This window comes from Betaproteobacteria bacterium (assembly GCA_016194905.1).
GTDB lineage: Bacteria > Pseudomonadota > Gammaproteobacteria > Burkholderiales > JACQAP01 > JACQAP01.
The window spans coordinates 41,682-62,077 of record JACQAP010000028.1; the positions used below are offsets into that span (position 1 = coordinate 41,682).

The 20,396-nt window shown below is 61.4% G+C and carries 21 protein-coding genes; 15 read left to right on the forward strand and 6 right to left on the reverse strand.

Annotated elements, in window-relative coordinates; genetic code table 11:
* The 7 genes from HY067_18585 to HY067_18615 all read left to right on the forward strand — a co-directional run bounded on the left by HY067_18585 (position 1) and on the right by HY067_18615 (position 6,274).
* Positions 1-1,116: an FIST C-terminal domain-containing protein gene (locus tag HY067_18585; protein MBI3529959.1), complete on the forward strand. Its 1,116-nt coding sequence runs from the start codon at positions 1-3 to the stop codon at positions 1,114-1,116.
* Positions 1,117-1,283: 167 nt separating this feature from the next.
* Entirely contained in the window at positions 1,284-2,855 is a 1,572-nt protein-coding gene (locus HY067_18590) for an amidase (GenBank protein ID MBI3529960.1), read from the forward strand.
* A gap of 40 nt (positions 2,856-2,895) precedes the next feature.
* A complete protein-coding gene (locus HY067_18595; GenBank protein MBI3529961.1) occupies positions 2,896-3,804 on the forward strand; it encodes an META domain-containing protein in 909 nt (302 codons plus the stop codon).
* 90 nt (positions 3,805-3,894) lie between these two features.
* Entirely contained in the window at positions 3,895-4,275 is a 381-nt protein-coding gene (locus tag HY067_18600; protein ID MBI3529962.1) for a cupin domain-containing protein, read from the forward strand.
* Between the two features lie 119 nt (positions 4,276-4,394).
* On the forward strand, positions 4,395-5,147 hold the full coding sequence (locus HY067_18605; protein MBI3529963.1) for a hypothetical protein: 753 nt from the start codon (positions 4,395-4,397) through the stop codon (positions 5,145-5,147).
* A gap of 12 nt (positions 5,148-5,159) precedes the next feature.
* On the forward strand, positions 5,160-5,582 hold the full coding sequence (locus HY067_18610; GenBank protein MBI3529964.1) for a DNA-binding protein: 423 nt from the start codon (positions 5,160-5,162) through the stop codon (positions 5,580-5,582).
* An 80-nt stretch (positions 5,583-5,662) separates the two neighbouring features.
* A complete protein-coding gene (locus HY067_18615; protein ID MBI3529965.1) occupies positions 5,663-6,274 on the forward strand; it encodes a hypothetical protein in 612 nt (203 codons plus the stop codon).
* Positions 6,275-6,380: 106 nt separating this feature from the next.
* Here HY067_18615 and HY067_18620 read toward each other — a convergent pair whose 3' ends face one another.
* The 3 genes from HY067_18620 to HY067_18630 form a co-directional block, all read right to left on the reverse strand.
* Positions 6,381-6,671: a GYD domain-containing protein gene (locus HY067_18620; GenBank protein ID MBI3529966.1), complete on the reverse strand. Its 291-nt coding sequence runs from the start codon at positions 6,669-6,671 to the stop codon at positions 6,381-6,383.
* A gap of 328 nt (positions 6,672-6,999) precedes the next feature.
* Entirely contained in the window at positions 7,000-7,659 is a 660-nt protein-coding gene (locus tag HY067_18625; protein MBI3529967.1) for a peroxiredoxin, read from the reverse strand.
* Between the two features lie 110 nt (positions 7,660-7,769).
* The gene (locus tag HY067_18630; protein MBI3529968.1) at positions 7,770-8,552 is read right to left on the reverse strand and encodes a fumarylacetoacetate hydrolase family protein; all 783 of its coding nucleotides are present in this window, start codon (positions 8,550-8,552) and stop codon (positions 7,770-7,772) included.
* Positions 8,553-8,699: 147 nt separating this feature from the next.
* Here HY067_18630 and HY067_18635 point away from each other — a divergent pair, with 147 nt between their 5' ends.
* The 6 genes from HY067_18635 (at position 8,700) to HY067_18660 (ending at position 15,870) form a co-directional block, all read left to right on the forward strand.
* Entirely contained in the window at positions 8,700-9,665 is a 966-nt protein-coding gene (locus HY067_18635; GenBank protein MBI3529969.1) for a tripartite tricarboxylate transporter substrate binding protein, read from the forward strand.
* 225 nt (positions 9,666-9,890) lie between these two features.
* Positions 9,891-11,084, forward strand: coding sequence for a CoA transferase (locus HY067_18640; GenBank protein ID MBI3529970.1), 1,194 nt, complete (start codon positions 9,891-9,893; stop codon positions 11,082-11,084).
* 153 nt (positions 11,085-11,237) lie between these two features.
* A complete protein-coding gene (locus HY067_18645) occupies positions 11,238-12,893 on the forward strand; it encodes a hypothetical protein (GenBank protein MBI3529971.1) in 1,656 nt (551 codons plus the stop codon).
* Positions 12,894-13,034: 141 nt separating this feature from the next.
* Complete coding sequence (locus tag HY067_18650; protein MBI3529972.1) at positions 13,035-13,589, forward strand: hypothetical protein; 555 nt, start codon at positions 13,035-13,037, stop codon at positions 13,587-13,589.
* Between the two features lie 131 nt (positions 13,590-13,720).
* The gene (gene corA / locus HY067_18655; GenBank protein ID MBI3529973.1) at positions 13,721-14,686 is read left to right on the forward strand and encodes a magnesium/cobalt transporter CorA; all 966 of its coding nucleotides are present in this window, start codon (positions 13,721-13,723) and stop codon (positions 14,684-14,686) included.
* 128 nt (positions 14,687-14,814) lie between these two features.
* Positions 14,815-15,870, forward strand: a complete 1,056-nt coding sequence (locus HY067_18660) for an alcohol dehydrogenase catalytic domain-containing protein (GenBank protein MBI3529974.1) — start codon at positions 14,815-14,817, stop codon at positions 15,868-15,870.
* Positions 15,871-15,894: 24 nt separating this feature from the next.
* On the opposite strand, the gene HY067_18665 is transcribed toward HY067_18660, so the two are convergent.
* Positions 15,895-16,191 carry a hypothetical protein gene (locus HY067_18665; protein MBI3529975.1) on the reverse strand — a complete coding sequence of 99 codons (297 nt, stop codon included), beginning with the start codon at positions 16,189-16,191 and terminating at the stop codon, positions 15,895-15,897.
* A 351-nt stretch (positions 16,192-16,542) separates the two neighbouring features.
* Between HY067_18665 and HY067_18670 the strand changes: the two genes are divergently transcribed.
* Together HY067_18670 and HY067_18675 are read left to right on the forward strand one after the other, a co-directional pair.
* Entirely contained in the window at positions 16,543-17,949 is a 1,407-nt protein-coding gene (locus HY067_18670; GenBank protein MBI3529976.1) for an amidase, read from the forward strand.
* A 24-nt stretch (positions 17,950-17,973) separates the two neighbouring features.
* Positions 17,974-18,276, forward strand: a complete 303-nt coding sequence (locus HY067_18675; GenBank protein MBI3529977.1) for an N-acetyltransferase — start codon at positions 17,974-17,976, stop codon at positions 18,274-18,276.
* 23 nt (positions 18,277-18,299) lie between these two features.
* On the opposite strand, the gene HY067_18680 is transcribed toward HY067_18675, so the two are convergent.
* Together HY067_18680 and HY067_18685 are read right to left on the reverse strand one after the other, a co-directional pair.
* Positions 18,300-18,890: a DUF479 domain-containing protein gene (locus HY067_18680; protein ID MBI3529978.1), complete on the reverse strand. Its 591-nt coding sequence runs from the start codon at positions 18,888-18,890 to the stop codon at positions 18,300-18,302.
* Positions 18,891-19,079: 189 nt separating this feature from the next.
* A complete protein-coding gene (locus tag HY067_18685) occupies positions 19,080-20,369 on the reverse strand; it encodes an amidohydrolase (GenBank protein ID MBI3529979.1) in 1,290 nt (429 codons plus the stop codon).
* Between the last annotated feature and the right edge of the window lie 27 nt (positions 20,370-20,396).

A 20,396-nucleotide genomic window follows, 5' to 3' on the forward strand; every position in this document is an offset into this window, starting at 1 on the left:
ATGAGCGAAGCCTTCACCTGCGGTCACTCGTCCTCGCCGAACTGGCGCGACGCCGCGGCGCAGTGCCTGCATCAGGCCGGCAAGGGTCCGCCCGGTGCCAATCTCGGCTTTCTCTATATCACCGACAATTTCGCCGGCGAAGTCGCGGACATGGTGGCGTACTTCCGCGCCAATACCGGCATCCTGCATTGGTCCGGAACCGTCGGCATGGGCGTGTTCGCCACCGGTCGCGAGTACTACGATGAACCGGCGGTTGCGATCATGCTATGCGCCTTCGAAGAGGGCGGCTTCCGGGTGTTCTCCGGCGTGCGCTCGCCGCCGGATCTCGAGCGCCAGTCGCTGCACTTGGGCGAGCTGCCGGCGAACTTTGCCGTTGTCCACGGCGATCCGCGTAACGCCCAGTTGCCGCGATTGATCCGCGATCTGGCTGGCTGCATGGAAAGTGGCTTCGTCGCCGGCGGGCTGACCAGTTCGCGGCGCGAAGTCGTACAGATCGCCGACGGTGTGGCGAAGGGCGGATTGTCAGGCGTGCTGTTCTCCGACGACGTCGTGGTCTCGACGCGGCTCACGCAGGGCTGCACGCCGATCGGCCCGCGGCATACCATCACCGGCAGCCAGCAGAACATCATCATCTCGCTCGATGGCCGTGCCGCGCTCGACGTATTCAAGGAAGATGTGGGCGAACTGGCCTGGAAAGATTTCTCGCAGACCGGCAGCAACGTGTTTGCCGGGCTGTCGATATCGGGTTCCGGCACCGGCGACTATCTGGTGCGCAATCTCGTCGGTATCGACCCGGTGCACAAACTGGTGGCGATCGGCGACGTGCCGCAGGCCGGCGCGCAGATCATGTTCTGCAGGCGCGACGAGCCCGGTGCCATCGAGGACATGTCGCGCATGCTCGACAGCATCAAGAGCGGGCTGTTCGGGCGTCCGCGCGGTGGTTTGTATTATTCCTGTGTCGGACGCGGGCCGAACCTGTTCAGCGGCGAATCCGAGGAGGCCGGCATGATCCGCGAGGCGCTCGGCGAGTTTCCGCTGGTCGGATTTTTCTGCAACGGCGAAATATCGCACAACCGGTTGTATGGCTACACGGGAGTGCTGACGCTGTTCCTCTGAAAGTCAGGGGCTAGGGACTAGGGGTTAGGGGCTAGTAAAATCCAGAAGGAAAAATTCCCTTATCCTTGCGTAAATCCTTTGCTGCGCAATGAATCGGACTATTCTTCCCTAGCCCCTAGCCCCTAGCCCCTAGCCCCTAGCCCCTAGCCCCTAGCCCCTGATCCATCATGTCCAAGCGCCCCACCGCCGAATTCCTGCGCGCCGTATCGGCGTTTCGCCGCTACGCCCATCCCGAGCGCCTCCCCGATTGGGAGCAGCGCTTTGCCTTCGGCCTTGCCGACATCGAACAGGTCTTCGAAGCGGCGGTCACGGGGGAGCCGGTGCTCTCCGCCCCCGGGGCAAATTGCACCGAAAGTTTCGAGGCAGGCCGATACGCGCCGTCCTCGGTGCCGGACGAACTGGTTTCCGCCAGCGCGGTGCAGATCGCCCACCAGGTCAGGAATCGCGTGCTGTCGCCGGTCAAGATCGCCGAACTGTTTCTCGGGCGCATCGAGGCGCATCGCCACCTCAACGCTTTCATCACCGTCAATCCGTTGCTGGTCATGGAGGAGGCCCACGGTCTGGACCATCGTCTCAGGCGAGGCGAAGATCCCGGACCGCTCGCGGGTGTGCCGGTGGGCGTGAAAGATCTCATGTCGGTCCGCGGCTATCCGCTGACCGCGGGCACCAAGGCGATCGAAGCGAAAGTGCAGGAACGCGATGCGCCGGTGGTCGCGAGATTGCGTGCCGCAGGCGCGCTGATCGTGGGCACGACCAATCTTCACGAGCTGGCCTTCGGCATCAACAGTGCCAATCCCCATTTCGGCCATGTACAGAACCCGCGTTATCCCGGCTATATTCCGGGCGGTTCCAGTGGTGGATCGGCTGCGGCCGTTGCCGCCGAACTGGCCGCCATCGGGGTCGGTTCCTGCACCGGCGGTTCGATTCGCCAGCCGGCCGCCTGTTGCGGCATTGTCGGCTTCAAACCGACCTACGATGCCGTGCCGCGCGAAGGCGTGCATGCGCTGGCCTGGTCGCTCGATCACATCGGGCCGATCACGCGCAGCGTCGAAGATGCGGGAATCGCTTTCGAAGTCATGGCGGGGTTGCCGGAACACTCGACGCTGCCGAAGACCGCGATCACGGCGCCGCGCATCATGAAGCCGCGAAAGTTTTTCTACGACATGCTCGACGACGAAGTGCGCACGGCGATGGACGCAGCGCTGGCCCGTTTCCGCGAGGCCGGCGCTACGGTCGGAGAAGTCAACGTGCCCGGCATTGAGCTCGCGCCCGGCATCCAGTTGATCACCATCGCTAGCGAGGGCGCCCAGGCGAACTGGGATCTGCTGGCGCGGCATGGCGACAAGCTCGGCGAAGACGTGCGGCTGCGCCTTGAGACCGGGCAGTTTTATCTGGCCGTCGACTACATCAAGGCGCAACAGTTGCGCAATCAGGTCCGACAATCGATGATCGCCTCTTTCGGCGACGCCGACGTGATGATCATCCCCGCCATGCCGGTGCTGCCGCCGAAAAGCGGTACCATGACCCTGGATCTGGGCGGCAAGACGGTGCATGTCGCGCCGACATTGACACGGTTCACTTCACCGATCAATTTCTGCGGCTTCCCGGCGCTGTCGATGCCCTGCGGCAAATCCAGGAGCGGCCTGCCGGTCAACCTGCAGGTCGTCGGACGTCCGGGCGCCGATGCGACGGTGTTGCGCGTGGCGCGCTGGTGCGAGCACATACTCGCGGTTTCTTGATACCGGCAGTGCATACCCGAATGACAACAGGAGCGAGTCAGTGAAAGTATCGTCAGTGGCCGTGATCGCGGCTTTCGGTTTTCTGTCCACGGCTGCGGCCGCCACGCCATTGCAGGATTGCGCGACGTCGAGCGTGCCGATGGCCTGCCTGGATGCGAAGCTCAAGGCCGCCAATCAGCAGTTGAATGCGACATTGAAAGCCGCTCAGGAACATCTCGAGCAGTTACAGGCGCACGGCAGGCGTCCGGTGCTGGGTGCATTCATCGACAGCCAGCGCAAATTCAATGCGTATCGCGATGCGCAATGCAACTGGCAGGGGATTCGGGCGGCGCCTGGCGCAAACGGCGCCGACTATGTGAAGGATTGCCAGATTCGCGCAACCCTTGCGCGCGAACAGGAGCTGACTGAATTCGTGGCGGGCGACGATCCACCCGCTCCCGCGGCAACCGCGCCGCCGCCGGCAGAGCCCGAATCCCGGAGCGCGAAAAATAGCGAACTCCCTCCCGCAGGGGATCAGGCTGCCGTAGTAGAGCCGCCTGCCGTACAACCGGAGAAACCGGCTGCGCCGGGCTCCTCATCCGCGCCGGGCTCGTCGTCCGCGGGACCGCGCGGTAACGAGTGGCGCTTGGTCAGATGGGTCGCCAATGGCGCAGAGAAACCGATTGTTCCCGATTCCGCCGTCACCATCGCGTTCGATCCCTCGGGGAAAATTGCGGGCAACGCGTCGGTGAACCGCTTTTCCGGCACCTTCCGCTTCGACGTCGACGGACGCCTGGAGTGGCCGCGCGCGGGATTTACGCTCACCCGAATGGCCGGGCCGCAACCGCTGATGATGCAGGAGCGGGCCTTCCTGGAGTCCCTGCGGCGCACAACGTTGTATCGGGTGGACGGGCCGCAGCTCGTTCTGGAAAGTCGAAGCGGTGCGACAGTACTGACGTTCACGCGCTAAATGCGAGGGAAGAGGGGCGAGCAGGGCAGATTCGCAAACCGCTGCGGCCACCCTAAACGTCCGGCGACGCGCGGCAGGAAGGAGCCAGCCATGGAACGCAGCTTCAAGTTCTCGGTAAGCCACACCGATACCAGCGAGTTCAGGGACGACGGCCTGCGGCCGTTCTTCCAGTATCGCGACCTGGGCATCCGCGATGCCACCAATGGTGCGATCGTGGCGCATGTCATTCGCACCAAGCCGGGCATGCAACCGCATCCCGAGCGCCATCATCATGAAGTCGAATTCCAGATGGTGTACGTGCTCAAGGGCTGGGTAAAATTTCACTACGAAGGCGTGGGCGAAGTCACGCTGAAAGCGGGTTCCTGCGTGCATCAGCCGCCGGGAATCAAGCACACCGAGATAGATCACAGTGATGATTTGGAATTGATCGAGATTGTGATGCCAGCGGACTTCAAGACTGTCAATGACTGAAAGAGCAGCGAACGGTGAACGGTAAAGTGTGAACGGCAAGATCTCACCCTATCGACCTGCTTTCTCTGTTTACTGTTCACCGCTCACCGCTCACTGTTCACTCTTAATCGATCACCCTAATGACGACCCTCTCCTTCCGCAAGCGCCTGCAAAAAGGCGACGTCCTGATCGGCTCCTTGCTGCAGATGCCGCTGCCCGAAATCGCCGAAAGTTTCGTGCACGCCGGCTACGACTGGCTGTTCGTCGACCTCGAGCACTCGCCGATGGATGCGCGCAATGCGCTCGATATCCTGACCGCGGTCGACGCGAAGATTCCCTGCGTGGTGCGAGTGCCGTGGAACGACGAGGCGAACATCAAGAAGGCGCTGGACATCGGCGCCACCGGGCTCATCGTTCCGTTGGTGAACAACGCGGAAGACGCAAGGCTCGCGGTGGGACGCTGCAAGTATCCGCCCGCCGGCTTCCGCTCGGTCGGCATTACGCGCGCACAGCGCTTCGACCTCGACTTCGATGCCTACATGAAGCGTGCCAACGATGAAATCGCGGTGATCGTGCAGATCGAACATGTCGAGGCCGTAAAGAACATCGACGCCATTCTCGACGTGCCGGGCATCGACGGCGTGTTCGTCGGGCCGTTCGACATGTCGGGAAGCATGGACCTGCCCGGTCAGATCAATCATCCCCAGGTGCAGGAAGCCATCGGGAAGGTCGTCAAGGCCTGCGAGAAGCGGGACATCGCGCGCTGCATCTATGCGCATACACCGCAGCATGCGCGGACTTACCTGGAACAGGGCTATCGCGTCATCGGCCTGTGCTCCGATTACATCATGCTCGCGCGTACCGCGGCCGAGTATCTGAAGGCAGTCAGGTAACGACGGAATCCCATGCAATCCGCCGAATCGCTTTCATTGCGCACCGTTGCCGCCCGGCTCACGCCGGGCGAGGACTTGCGCGATGCGATCGAGCGCCTGGCGCACGAACATCACGTCGAGGCCGGTTGCGTACTCAGCGCGGTGGGCAGCCTGACCGCGGCAATGCTGCGGCTGGCCGGCGCGGAAACCTTCGCGAAATTCACCGGCCCGTTTGAAATCGTCTCGTTGTCGGGGACGATCTCGCCCAGCGGCGTGCATCTGCATCTGTCGATTGCCGGCGCCGACGGCAAAACGGTCGGCGGGCATCTCGTGCATGGTTGCGTGGTGCATACCACGGTGGAGATCGTGGTGGCCGACATGGCGGGCGTGCGCTTCGCCCGCCTGCTGGATGCGACGACGGGATACAAAGAGCTCAATATCTGGGGCGGGGGTTGAATCTCGTCCAGTTGATTGCAAAATCAAACTCGCACCGCGGTGAATGCTTGTCCCGAAAGCCAATAACCGAGGAGAAAAACATGGCACGTCCGCCGTTCAATCCGAACAAGATCGACTGGTCCGGAGAAAATCCCGGCATGTATCTGAAAGAAACCGCTGACGGGCCTTTCGTCTCGCTGGTCAGTTACTTTCGCGTCGTCACTTCGCCGCACGGCAAGGGACACGCTGCCTTCATGCTCCTGGATCCGTACGGAGAGGGGACAAATCCGGAGAAGCCGAATGTCTGCCTGACCGACAACGAACCGCTCGCGGCTTACGTGCAGAAAGGTTTCGTCTCGCATTTCGGCGCGTTCAGGGGCGCAAAAGGATTGTCGAACCTGCAGGTGAAGCCGGGTTGGGACTTCATGGCGTCGGGTGACGGGCGCACGTCGCATACCGAATGGTTCCGCAGCGCGATCGGCCAGGTGAATCTGACCTGGGACAAGCTCTCGGCGCCTTTCATGGTCGAACTCATGAAAGAACAGTCGGCGACCGGCGCGCACGAAATGTTCTCGCTGTTCCTGGAATCTTCGCTGGCCACGATCACCATCAACGGCAAGCCGGTAACGGGAAAATCCTTTCCGCGTGACTGGGTAGGACGCAAGAGCACGACTGCGTTTCTCGCTTTCAGCGAGACTTGGATCAAGGCCTGAAGGGCCGTAACGGTCGTCACGACCGTCACGGCTCAAGCGGGAGCGCCGAGCAATGTGTGTTATGCGATTTCACCGCTCCGCTGGACTCCTTAACCCGTGAAATGCATCAGGGCATCTTGCTGATGATTTGCTTCATCTCGTCCACAGCGAAGCCACGCAAGGTTTCCGTTCGCACATTGCCAAGCGAACTAACCTTCAGTAGTGCGGAGGTAACGGCTTCATCGGAGCCCTCCAAAACCACCACGATGTCGTAATGTCCGACCGTGTAGTAGGTGCTTTTGACCGTTACACCGACTTTTTCAGCCATCGCCCGAAATGCATTAAAGCGATCTGGTGAGTCCTTGACGTTCCGGATTCCCTGATCGGTGAAGTTCACAAGGGTAATGAACGTTGCCATGGTTCCCTCCAAGGAGAGTTGATGCTTTCCTGGCGGTCGCTAAACCGACGCAACGATATGGAAGAAGACCGCCATTCCTCCAGATCCGGTAGTGCGACGATGCCCGCGAAATTCTTTCTGGCGCATAACTTGAATTGGCTGCATGCTGCGGAAGAATGCCAGCTCAATCAGGGTGACTGCAACGGGGCCGCCGCAATGGCGAACGCCGGAAGATGAACGCCTCGAGTTCTCGTGATGTCACAGCCGGCCGCGACGGTAGAAAGGGTCGGGACGCGCGCGACTCAGTGAAAAAAGCACGGCATGCGCCGCGCTTTTTCCGTTACGCAAGCTATTTCGGCTGCGGCACGATACGCAGATAAGGCTTGGGCGCCTTCCAGCCGTTGGGGTATTTCTTCTTCGCGTCCTCGTCGGAAACCGACGGCACGATGATCACGTCCTGGCCCGGCTTCCAGTTCACCGGCGTGGCGACCTGGTGCTTGGCGGTGAGCTGGATGGAGTCGAGCACGCGCAACACTTCGTCGAAGTTACGGCCAGTGCTCATCGGGTAGCTCAGCATCAGCTTGATCTTCTTGTCCGGGCCGATCACGAACACGGTGCGAACCGTCGCGTTGTTGGCGGCGGTCCGACCTTCCGACGTAATGCCGGCATCCGCGGGAAGCATGTCGTAGAGTTTTGCGACCTTGAGTTCCGGATCACCGATCATCGGGTAATTGACTTTGTGACCCTGTGTTTCCTCGATGTCCTTGGCCCATTTGCTGTGGCTGCTGGCGGGATCGACGCTCAGGCCGATGATCTTGCAGTTGCGCTTCGTGAACTCGGATTGCAATCCGGCCATGTAGCCCAGCTCGGTGGTACAGACCGGGGTGAAATCCTTCGGATGGGAGAACAGAACGGCCCAGCCATCTCCGATCCATTGATGGAAATTGATGGTGCCCTGCGTGGTCTCAGCAGTGAAATTCGGGGCTTCGTCGTTGATGCGTAGTGACATGATTGTCCTCCTACAGATTGTGGGTTTTCGGGTTTTCTGCCTTCTTCTGACCAATTCTTATCGCACTGCCCTTTTCCCTTGTCAAGCACCGCCGCATCAGGCCGCCTATATTACGGCGCGATCGAGATTTCGACGGTTCCAACGCCCTCAATCGCATAACGGTAGTGCTCGCCCGCTTTGGGGAAGCGGGTCGTGACCCAGCTACCGGTGAGCACGATCTCGCCGGCCTTCAGCGTCTGGCCCAGTTCATTGAGATTATTGGCAAGCCAGCGCAGCGGTTCGAACGGGTGCCCGAGCACGTCGGCGCCCTTGCCTGCGTCGATCACCTTGCCGTTGCACTCCAGCACGCTCTTCGCTGTACCGAGATCGGGCCAGGTGCCTTTGAATTCGCCGAGCACGTTGCCTTCGTTCCAGGAGTTGTCCGCAACCAGCGAAAGCAGGTCGAGCGGATAATCGGAATTGCGGTCGTCGATGACTTCGAAGGCGGGGCACACGGCGTCCACCGCGGCGGCGACTTCCTTGAACGTGTACGGCTTGCCGCGCGGCGGCAGCGAAGTGCTGATGCGGGCGCAGCATTCGAATTCGATGCCGAGCCGGCCCAGCCGCGACAAAGAAAGCATCACGCCGCTTTTGTGCAGCCGGCTTTCGAGTACGACGCCCGAGTTCGGATGATTGACGCCGCACATTTCCTGCATGCGCTTCGACGTCAGTCCGATCTTGTAGCCGACGCGGCGGCCGAGGGATGCTTCCAGTCGCGTCACGTAAGCCGCCTGGATTGCATAGGCGCCCGCGAGATCCGTTGCGCCGTAATCGCGTGCGAAAGGAACGATTTTTCTTTTCGCGGCATGGTCGCGTATCAGCGCGGCTGCCGCTTCTTCCGTTCTGACATTCATGCGACTGTCCTCCTCGATTGCGGCATGATATCGGCTTCGCTGTATTCTTGCGGAATACTAATGTGAACCACTCAAGGGAACACTTGGAGCTGAAGCTGCCGTGGTTCAATCTTGCATTTGACCTTCAGTATGAACGGGGAGATATCAATGCGGCGGATGGCGAAGCGGGTGCTGGTGGCAATGTTCTGCCTCGCGCTCCCGGCAGCGGCGGCGGAGTACCCCGATCATCCGGTGCGCATGATCGTGCCGTTCACGCCGGCGGGCGCGACCGATCTGCTGGGACGCCTGGTGGGCGAGCGGCTCGGTGAGAAGCTCGGCCAGCCGGTGATCATCGACAATCGTCCCGGTGCCGGCGGCAACCTGGGAGCGGAGCTTGCGGCGCATGCGCGACCCGACGGCTACACGCTGCTGATGGGGCCGGCTTCCGTGTACGCTATTTCGGCCACGCTTTATCCGAAACTCAACTACGACCTGGTCAAGGATCTCGTTCCGGTATCGCTGGTCGCCAATGTTCCGCATGTCCTGCTGGTGAACGTCGACCTGGCGGTGAAGTCGGTACCGGAGTTGATTCAAATTGCGACGAAACAGCCCGGCGGCCTGAACATAGCCTCGCAGGGCAGCGGCACCGTTTCCCATCTCGAAGCCGAGCTGCTCAAGCACATGGCAGAAATCGACATGGTGCACGTGCCATATCGCGGCAGCGCGCCGGCGCTGATCGACCTGATCGGCGGTCGCACGCAGGTGATGTTCGACAGCATCGCCTCGGCGCTGCCGCACGTTCGCGCGGGCAGATTGCGTGCAATCGCAGTGGCTTCGAAGAGCCGTTCCCCGCTGCTGCCTGACGTGCCGACCGTCGATGAATCCGGATTGAAGGGCTACAGCGCGCATTCCTGGCTCGGCATATTCGTCCCCGCAGGGACGCCGAAGCCGATCGTCGAGCGGCTGCAGCGCGATCTGAGCGCTGCGATCGACGAGCCGAAAGCGCGAGCCCGCCTCATGGAGGCGGGCTTCGATCCGCGGAGCAGCACTTCGGCGGCCTTTGCGAAACTGGTGCGGGACGAAATCGACAAGTGGCGTCCTGTCGTCAAGATATCCGGCGCTACCGCAGATTGACTAAATCTCTCCACCCAACACAGAGACACAGAGAGCGCAGAGAACACAGAGGAAAACGAAAAGAATAATACTGGACGGTAACCGCGGGATATTGGAAGCTTAGCCGCCGCATCAATTGCCACCGATTCAGCCATTAACTCTTCTCATGCATTTCTCTGTGCCCTCTGTGTACTCTGTGTCTCTGTGTTGGGCGTAAATGAATTTTGACTTCATGGTGAGACGAAAATGAGCGGTCCGTTGAAGGGAACAAGAGTCCTGGATCTGACGCGCGTGCTGGCGGGGCCGCACGCGACGCAGATCCTCGCCGACCTCGGCGCCGAAGTCATCAAGATCGAACGGCCGGGAACGGGCGACGATACGCGCGGCTGGGGGCCGCCGTATGTGAAGGACGCGCAGGGCAACGACACATCCGAGACCACTTATTTCGCCGGCTGCAATCGAGGCAAGAAATCGGTCACGCTGGATCTCGCCGATGCGGACGCGCAGAAGCGGGTTCGCGAAATGGCCAGCCAGTGCGACGTCCTGGTCGAAAACTATAAGGTCGGCGATCTCGCGCGCTACGGGCTCGACTACGCATCGCTGCACAGGTTGTATCCGGGTTTGATCTACTGCTCGATTACCGGCTTCGGCCAGACCGGCCCGTACGCGGAGCGCGCGGGCTACGACCCGATAGCGCAGGCGATGTGCGGCATGATGAGTGTGACCGGCGAAGCGGAGGATAGGCCGGGCACGACGCCGCAAAGAGTCGGCGTCGCGGTGGTCGACCTGATGTCCGGTCAATACTCCGTGATCGGCATTCTTGCGGCGCTGCTGCACCGGAAGGAAACCGGCGAAGGTCAGCATATCGATATCGGCCTGCTCGACGTCGGTGTGGCCTCGATGGCCAACATCGGCTCCGCCTATCTCGGTGCAGGTGTCGTGTCGAAAAGAAACGGTGGCGTGCACCCAAGCGTGGTGCCGTCGCAGGGTTTCGAATGTGCGGACGGTTACGTCATCGTCGCAGCCGCGAACGATACCCAGTTCAGGAAGCTCTGCGAAGCCGCGGGCCGGCCCGAAATCGCACAGGACGAGCGTTTTGCCACGAATTCGGCGCGTGTGAGTAGTCGCGCCATTATCGCGCCGCTGCTCGAAGCTATTTTCCGCTCCCGCCCGGTCGCCGACTGGACCGAAGCTCTGGCCAAGGTCGGCGTCTCCTGCGGCCCGATCCATTCCATCGACCGGGTGTTCGACGATCCGCAGGTCAGGGCGCGGGGCATGGTGGTCGAAGTCCCTTACGCTCCGGCGGGCAAGCTGAAGATGACAGCGAGCCCGATCAGGATGTCCGTTACTCCCCTTGAATCCGTGCAACCACCGCCTACACTGGGAGAACACAACAACGACGTGTTGCGGCCTGCCCCGGGCGGCGGGGCGGCTCGCTAACCTGTTGCTTTCGGGACCTTCCACCCGGACTGCGCGGCCTGTTTCCTTTGCCCGTCGACGCGGTGGCGCCTGAGCGGTCGTAACCGCGAGCTGCAGGGTGGCAGGCCGTTGAAGCAGCGGCAGAGATCGAATCTCAACCTCAGGGGAGGCGATATGCGATTCCGCAATCAGAACGGCCCTCTATCGGTCCGCGCCATCTGCGGCCCACACGTGGTGACACTTGCTTGGGACGTTCGCGAGGCCGACTGGGACAACTTCACCGCAGGCCTCCTCGGCTTTGCCATCGAGCGCACCGCGTTCAGCAACGGCGCACCCGCCGAACGCTACTTCCTGCGCGGCATCAAGCGCTTCGAGGACAAGGACAAGGGGCTTGCGCCGGGAACCCCGGTGCCCACCTCGGAACACCCCGTGCAGTCGTTTCAGTGGGGCGACTACACCGTGAGGCCTGCACACCAGTACCAGTACCGTGTCGTGCCCGTCTACGGTCAACCGAAACTGCTCGAGCTGCGGGACGCGTCAGCGGTCACGGTCGGCGCGCCCACGCCCGACCCGCAAGTGGGCAGCCATGCCGTTTACTTCAACCGCGGGGCCGCGGGCTCCCAGGCCTACGCACGCGAATTCACGAACCCGAAACCGGACGAGACCAAGCCGGAATCGCCGCAGATGCAATGGCTGTCGCGGGGGCTCTACGAGGCGTTGATTGCATTCATCGGCCGGGCCAACGGCCCCGCCTTTGCCTTGCGCGGTGCCTTTTACGAATTCCGCTATCTCCCGGTCGGCAAGGCTTTCAAGCGGGCGGCCCAAGCCGGCGCGGACGTAAAGCTGCTTTATGACAAGCCGAACTACGGAGCGCAAAACCGCGCCATGGTTTCCAGGGCCGGGATCAAGGGTCTTTGCAGGGAGCGCAGAGGCATCCAGTCGGAGAAGCACAACAAGTTCCTGGTGCTGCTCCAGAACGGCGCGCCGATCGCGGTCTGGACCGGATCCACTAACATCTCGGCCGGCGGGATCTTCGGGCACTCGAATGTCGGGCATGCGGTGTTCGATGCGGCCATCGCCCGCAAGTACCTCGACTACTGGTCCTTCCTGTGGGAGACGCCTGACGCGGCAAACGCGCCACTCGCCCGGCGGAACAATCAGGAAACGCCCACGCCCGCCGGCGACCCCGACCCTAACTCGATCACGGCGCTGTTCAGCCCCCGCGTCGGGACGACGCTGCAGTGGTACGCGGACCGGATGGACAAGGCGAAGGATATCGTCTGCTTCACCGTTGCCTTCACCATCGCCGCGCCATTCGCCAATGTTCTCAAGAAGCAGAACGACGTGTCGCGTTACGTTCTCAAGGACAAGAATTCCGCAGGCGACGACGAGATCCGCCGCGACGACGACCTCTTGATCGCTGCGGGCGCCAAGTTCGGCAAGAACGATCTCGCCAACTTCAGGGCCGAAGCCCTGACCGGGTTCAACAAGAACCTCTACATCCACGATAAGTTCATGCTGATCGACCCGCTGGGCGCTGATCCGGTGATCATCACCGGATCAGCCAACTTCAGCCCGGCCTCGACCACTTCCAACGACGAGAACATGCTCGTGATCCGCGGCAACACCGACCTTGCGGACGCCTACTTCGGAGAGTTCATGCGGCTCTTCGACCATATCTACGCGCGCCACATCATCACGCGCAAGCTCTCGGCGGCAGCCAAGAAGAACAAGCGCAACTACCTGGCGAACGACAATTCGTGGGTGCGCCAGCAGAAGGACGGGCCCAAGGCGCGGCGGCGCAAGAGGTTCCACGGCCCCTGGGCCTGAGTAAGAGCCTACGGCGTTGAAATGACCATTGATGCAGAGTAGGGCGCACGATTCGCGTGCAGCCACGTCGAACCGGGCATCGTCGTGCATTCCCAATGCCTGGGACGCCGGTAGCGCCATCATGGCCAGGCACCGCGGTTGATGGCGCGCGCTTGCATCTGGCTGATCGCCATGCTGTGGCTTGTGCTGACGGCCGGCTGTGCATCCCGGCCTGAGAAGCCGGCCGCGGTTCCGGCGTCTCCCGGGTCAAAACCCAGTTCCGGTTCGAAAATGTTCGTCAAGGACATTCAGGCAATCACTGCGTATCACAACAAGGTGCGCGCCGATGTCGGCGTGGGTCCCATGAAGTGGTCCGCCGCGCTCGCGGTCTACGCTCAGGAGTGGGCGGACCATCTTGCCGCCACGACCTGCAAGATGAAGCATCGCTCCGGGAAAAGGTACGGGGAGAATCTGTTTCAGGGTACAGCCGGATTTTATACCGCAGTGGACGCGGCCAAGGCCTGGGAGACCGAGAAGAAGGATTATCGCGGCGGCGCGTTGACCGAGTCGAACTGGCATCCGGCCGGTCACTACACGCAGATGGTGTGGCGCGACACGACCGCTCTCGGTTGCGGTGAAGCAACCTGCGACAAAACCCTGATCGTGGCCTGCAACTACGATCCGCCCGGCAACTATATCGGCCGCCGTCCCTACTAGAAACAATCTCAAGACTCCATTCAGATCCGGGACAGCGTCCAGAACAACGTTTATCGCAGAGGACGCGGTGAGAGTCGCTCTTTTCACGAAGTGCGCCGCGCGATGCTAGGATTCGGGCAGGGAGAAAAGTCATGCTCATCAATTGCGTCGCGTATGAGGGCGGAAAAAAACTCGCGGACATTCAGCCCAGCGAGATCCATAGTTACGTCAACCGACCGGAGTGTTTCGTCTGGGTCGCCATGTTCGAACCTACGGCCGACGAACTGGGAGCAATGGAGGCCGAGTTCAACCTGCACGAACTGGCGGTGGAGGATGCGCGTCATGGCCACCAGCGCCCGAAGATTGAGGAATACAGCGACCTGCTTTTTGCCGTCCTGCAGATCGTCGAAGTCGTGGGCGACGAGCTGAACGTCGGCGAGATGGACGTGTTCGTCGGCCGCAACTACATCCTGTCGGTGCGCAGCCATACCCAACTCGGTTTTCTGGGAGTGCGCGCCCGCTGCGAGCGCGAACCGGAGTTGCTCCAGCACGGCGCGGGCTATGTGTTATATGCGATCACGGACGCCGTGGTGGATCGCTACTTCCCGGTGCTGGATGCGCTGGAAGTCGAGCTGGAGCAGATCGAAACCAGGATCTTCGCCGGCCAGAACAATCGCGCGATCATCGAATCGCTCTATTCCTTGAAGCAGAAGCTGATGACGCTCAAACACGCGACCAGTCCGCTGCTGGAGGCGATCGGCAAGCTCTATGGTGGACGGGTGCCCTACCAGTGCTCGCGCCTCCAGGAATATTTTCGCGACATCTACGACCATCTCGTGCGGCTCAACCAGTCGATCGAGAGCCTGCGCGAAATGGTGACGACCGCGATTTCGGTGAACCTGTCGCTGCTGACCATCCAGGAAAACGAAGTCACCAAGCGCCTGGCGGCCTGCGCTGCCCTGGTCGCGGTGCCCACCCTGATTGCCGGCGTGTACGGCATGAACTTCAAAAACATCCCGGAGCTCGAATGGGCCTTCGGTTATCCTCTGGCGGTCGGCATGATGACTGCGATCGACGTCTATCTGTTCTATCGTTTCCGCAAGTCGAAGTGGCTGTGATCGTCTTCTCCGGGCTGGTCGCGTTTCTCCGTGTCCTACGTGGTTAACATTGCCCTTTGCTCTTGCACGAAGTGCACCGCCCGGTGCTAGGATTCGGCCAAGAGGAAAGAACATACGGGGAGGGAGCAATGCTGAGTTACGACGTGGTCGAATGGGGAAAGCCCCTTCAGAAGGCGGAGAAGGCGACGCCGAAGCCGGCCGGAACCGAAGTGCTGCTGAAGCTCAAATATTGCGGAGTCTGCCACAGCGACGTGCACATCCGCGAAGGCTATTTCGATCTGGGTGGAGGCAAACGCTTCAACATGAGCGATCGAGGGATGAATCCACCGGTGACGCTGGGACACGAGCCCTTCGGCACCGTAATTGCCGCGGGACCGGAGGCGAAGGATGTGCCGATCGGACAGGACCGGCTGGTGTGTCCGTGGATTGGCTGCGGAAAGTGCGCGCGCTGTCTGGAGGGGATGGACAATCATTGCATGGCGCCGCGCTGGATCGGCATTCAGCGTCCCGGCGGTTACGCCGATCATCTGCTGGTGCCGCATGCGAAATATCTGGTGGACGCGAGCGGGATCGATCCCATGTGGGCGGCGACGCTGTCCTGCTCCGGGCTGACGACTTATTCGGCCGTGGCGCAGTTGAAGCCCATCCCGCGCGATGAATGGGTGGCGGTATTCGGTGCAGGCGGCCTGGGCTTGATGGCGATCGAAATGCTCAAAGCCATCGGCCACGAACGCATCGTCGTCGTTGATATCGACGACAAGAAGCTCGAAGTGGCGAAGAAGGAAGGCGCCGCCGCGACAGTCAACGGACGCGATCCGGAGGCCCCGAAAAAACTTCTGGAAGCCGCCGGCGGCCCGTTGTATGGCGCAGTCGATCTGGTCGGTGCCGCAGACACAGCCACGCTCGCGCTGGGCGTCTTGCGCAAAGGCGGAAAGCTGATCGTGGTAGGACTTTACGGCGGAGAAATCCCGGTATCGCTCGTTGTGGTGGTGCAACGCGCCTGGAGAATCCAGGGATCCAGCGTCGGCAATGTCGCCGAGTTGAAGGAGGTCATCGCGCTGGCGCGTTCGGGGAAGATCAAGCCGATCCCGATCGAAAAGCGCCCGCTCTCGGAAGTGAGCCGTACGCTCGATCAGCTGAAGGCGGGAAGCATCGTCGGGCGGGTGGTGGCGTCGATCAACTGAGGCCGTCGGCGCCGGGATCGTTCGTCAGACGCTCAACAGCAGGACCTCGAGTTCGCGCAGGCTCAACGACCCATCGTGGTCCAGGTCGGCCTGGTCGAATTTGCTCAGCAACCGGGGATCTTCTTCACGCAGTTCATCCCTGCTGATCTTGCCGTCGGCGTTCAGGTCGATTTTCATCCAGATGGGCTGGACTTCGGCCGGCTGGTAGTGCTGCGCGGCAGTCAGCGGCGCCATGTTGGCGAGCAGCCCGAAGGAAACCAGCAACGCGCAGGCGACAAGCAGTTTGGGAAAATGCCGGGATTTGGCGTTTTGATTTTTCATTCTTTACCTCCAACAATGAACAACATGATGCATCCCGGTTCTCGCGCAGGCGATGCCTTTGGTCGTGCGTCATTACAAGCATCGTGCCAGCACCGCTGACCTGTTTTGATATCAGCGGGTTAAGGCGCGCAAGTCAGGCGGGAGCAGCGGAAAAACCGTCCAGACTGTAGCTGGATGGAGTCACTATTGCATGCAATCCGCAAAATGCTGTTGTTTTGAAGGAAAAGTTTCTGTCGCCGGTTGGGGACAGCGGGCGCTTGGGCCCTCGCGTCCGAGCATGCGCCGCGTCATTGGAATGAACGCGCAATGGCCTATTCTTATCCGGCAATGGCGCGAAACCTGGAGCGAAAAATCATGAGCCAAGAGCTCTGTTTCATCCCGGCGGCCGAATTGGCCCGCATGATCAGGGAGAAAACCGTCTCGCCGTTGGAGGTCATGCGCGAGACGATCGCGCGTGCCGAGGCCCTCAATCCACGGCTCAATGCGATCTGCACGCCGACATTCGATGCCGCGATCAAAGCCGCAAGCGAAGCGGAAGATGCGGTGATGCGAGGCCGTCCATTGGGAATCCTGCACGGCGTGCCGACCAGCATCAAGGATCTCGCGTTTACGCGCGGCGTGCGCACCATGAGCGGATCGCACATCCATCGCGACCGCATTCCGGATTTCGACCATCTGCACGTCGAGCGACTGCGCGCAGCCGGTGCGATCTCGATCGGCAAGACGACGGTCTCCGAATTCGGCTGGAGCGGCGTCAGTAACAGCCCGCTCACCGGCATCACGCACAATCCGTGGAAGCAGGGCATGAATGCCGGTGCATCCAGCGCCGGCGCGGCCGTCTGTGCGGCGGCGGGGATCGGGCCGATTCATCAAGGATCGGATGGCGCCGGTTCGGTGCGCATGCCGGCCGCGTTCTGCGGCATTTACGGAATCAAGCCCTCGCATGGGCGAGTGCCTTACTGGCCGACGCCGGCGAACGGCCTGATCTCGCATGTCGGGCCGCTGACGCGCACGGTTGCCGACGCCGCATTGATGTTGCAGGCGATGGCGGGTCCCGACGATCGCGACATGACCAGCCTCGAATCCCCGCCAGACGATTTCGTCGGGCGTCTCGACGAAGGCATTGCCGGGCTGAAGGTCGCCTACAGTCCGGACCTCGGTTATCTGAAGGTGGATGCGGAAGTCGCCGGGCCGGTCCGCAAAGCGGCGGCTGCATTCGAGGAACTCGGCTGCAAAGTCGAGGAGATCAAGCCGGGCTGGGACAATCCGATCGAAATGGAGCACATGCATTTCTCGGCGAACTTCAGCAGCCGACTCGGTCCGTTGCTCGATGAATGGGAGGACCGCATGGACGCCGGATTGGTCGCGCTGGTGAAGCACGGCATGAAATTCAGCGCCGCGGAATATTGCCGGCTCGATGAGAAGCGACTGGCGCTGTACGACAAGGTGCGCGCGCTGTTCGAGCGTTACGATCTGTTGTTGACGCCGACGTTGTCGGTCGCTGCATTTCCCGCCGATCATCTGATTCCGCCGCACTGGGAACAGCATCCGTGGGACTGGATGCGCTGGGCCGGCTTCAGCTATCCCTTCAATCTCACCTGGTTGCCGGCGGCGACATGCCCCTGCGGCTTTACGCGGGCCGGATTGCCGATCGGATTGCAAATCGTGGCGAGCCGGCATCGCGATCTGCGGGTGCTGCAGGCTTCGCGCGCGTTCGAGCGCGTCCGCCCATGGGCGCAACATCGCCCGCCCTGCTGATCTTTCACTCAACTGGAGGTTAACATGCCGACCGACGCGGACTTGCCTGTCGTCCACAATACCGCGGCAAAGCGCTTCGAAATCACTCTCGATGGCAAGATCGCATTCTCCAAATATCTCCTCGTCGGCGAAAAGATCATTGTCGAGCACACCGAGGTTCCGATTGAGCTGGAAGGAAAAGGCATCGCCAGCCGGATTGTGCGCACGGCGCTGGATTACGCGCGTGCGCAGCAACTCAAGGTCATGCCGCTGTGCCCGTTCACCGCGGGCTTCATCCATCGGCATCCCGAGTACCAGGACCTGGTATTGGAGGGTTATCGATACTGAACGCCGGACCGGGCTGGAAGCTGTCAGTCGATAGTGGCCAGGTGATGGCGCTGCGCAAATTGCAGAACCTGCGGCATGAATGCTCGGAAATCCGATTCAAGTTCGCCGTAGTGCTCCACCAGTTCATCGGCTGAGTTCAGCAACCGATTCTCGCGTTTCAGCCGCCGACCCATGCGATCGAGCGCGGTGTGGATCGAACCGACTTCTGCATAGGACGCGAGCCAATTCCATTGCGCCATCTTCGGCGCCATCTGCTGAAGTCTTTCCGGGAGCATCGCGTGCTGCCGATCGAGGATCGCATAAATCCTGGCGGTGAATGCGTCGAGCGGTTCATCATGGAATTCGCGCCAGTGCCTGGCCAGGAAATGATCGTAGAACATGTCGATCATGATGCCGGCGTAGCGGCGGCGCCCGGCACTGACTCGCGATTTGCTCCGCAGCACCACGGGGTGCGCGTCGGTGAAGCTGTCTATCTTCCTGTGCAGCGCGATTGCCCGCGTGATGTCCTCGCCATAGCGCCCGTCCAGCGGCCCCTTCACGAAATCGCCCAGCAGGCTGCCCAGCCATGCCTCTTCGGTCGGCTCGGACAGGTACAGATGGGCGAGGTAGTTCAAGGGCTGTGAATGGTGATTGGTAATTAGTAATTGGGAAAGACAGGACTTCCAGGAATCATCTCCAAAGCAATCATCTAACTGCAGTCACCAGTCACCAGTCACCAGTCACCAGTCACCAGTCACCAGTCACCAGTCACCAGTCACCAGTCACCAGTCACCAGTCACCAGTCACCAGTCACCAGTCACCAGTCACCAGTCAGTCAGGTTGAGCAGCGCGCGCACGCCGAGCTTCATTGCCGAGTCCTCGACAAAAAACCGCGACGAATGGTTGTAGGCAACCTTGCTCATGTCGGTGCCCTTCGGCGATCCGCCGAGGAAGATGAACAGTCCGGGGGACTGTTGCGCGAAAAACGAAAAGTCTTCGGAGCCGGTTACCTTCGGGCGCAACTTCACGTTCGACTCACCGGCAACGCGCTGCAGCGTCGGCAGCATGCGCTCGGTCAGTGCCTGATCGTTGATGGTCACATCGTAAGGTTTCTCTATCGTCACCGTGGCGGTTGCACCGGAAGCGGCTGCAATGCTCTCGACGGTCAGCTTCACGCGCTTGTGGATGTCGTCGCGCATCTTCTCGTCGAAGGTGCGGATCGTGCCGACCATTTCCACCTTGTCCGGAATGATGTTGAAACGGTTGCCGCCGTCGATGCCGCCGATGGTAATGACGGCCGGCTCCTGCGTGACGTTGATCTGGCGGCTGACGATGGTCTGCAGTCCGAGCACGATCTGTGAGGCGGCCACGATCGGATCCACTCCGGTCCAGGGCGCGGAGCCGTGGGTGGTGCGTCCGTGCACGGTAATGCGCAGGATGTCCATCGCCGCCATGAAGGGTCCCGCGCGATAACCGATGATGCCGGTTTCGGCTGCGGACGTGATGTGCAGACCGAAGACGACGTCGGGATGCGGATTTTCCATCGCGCCCTGTTTCACCATCAGCGCGGCGCCGCCGTCCTCGCCGGGCGGGGGGCTTTCCTCGGCGGGCTGAAACAGGAATTTGACCGTGCCGGGCAGCTGATCCCTGACCTTCGACAGCGCCTCGGCGACGCCCATCAGAATGGCGACATGCGTGTCATGGCCGCAGGCATGCATGACACCGGTGTCCTTGCCGGCCCAGGTGGTTTTCACTTTCGACGCAAAGGGCAGATCGACTTCCTCGGTCACCGGCAGCGCATCCATGTCCGCACGCAGCGCGACGACCGGACCAGGCTTGCCACCCTTCAGCAGTGCCACGATGCCGGTGTGCGCCACGCCGGTCTGGACTTCGAATCCAAGCGCCCTGAGATGTCCGGCAACGATGCCCGAAGTGCGGAATTCGCGGTTGCCGAGTTCGGGATTCTGGTGGATGTCATGCCGCCATTCGATCACTTTGGGTTCGAGCTGGTCGGCCAGCCGGTCGAGATCGGTTCTGATGTCGGCCGCGAAACCGCCGGCGGAAAGAATCGTCAGGAGGCCGGCGACAAAGCATGGCGCGTAACGCATGAACATCTCCTTGCTGATGCGGTTGGTTTCGCG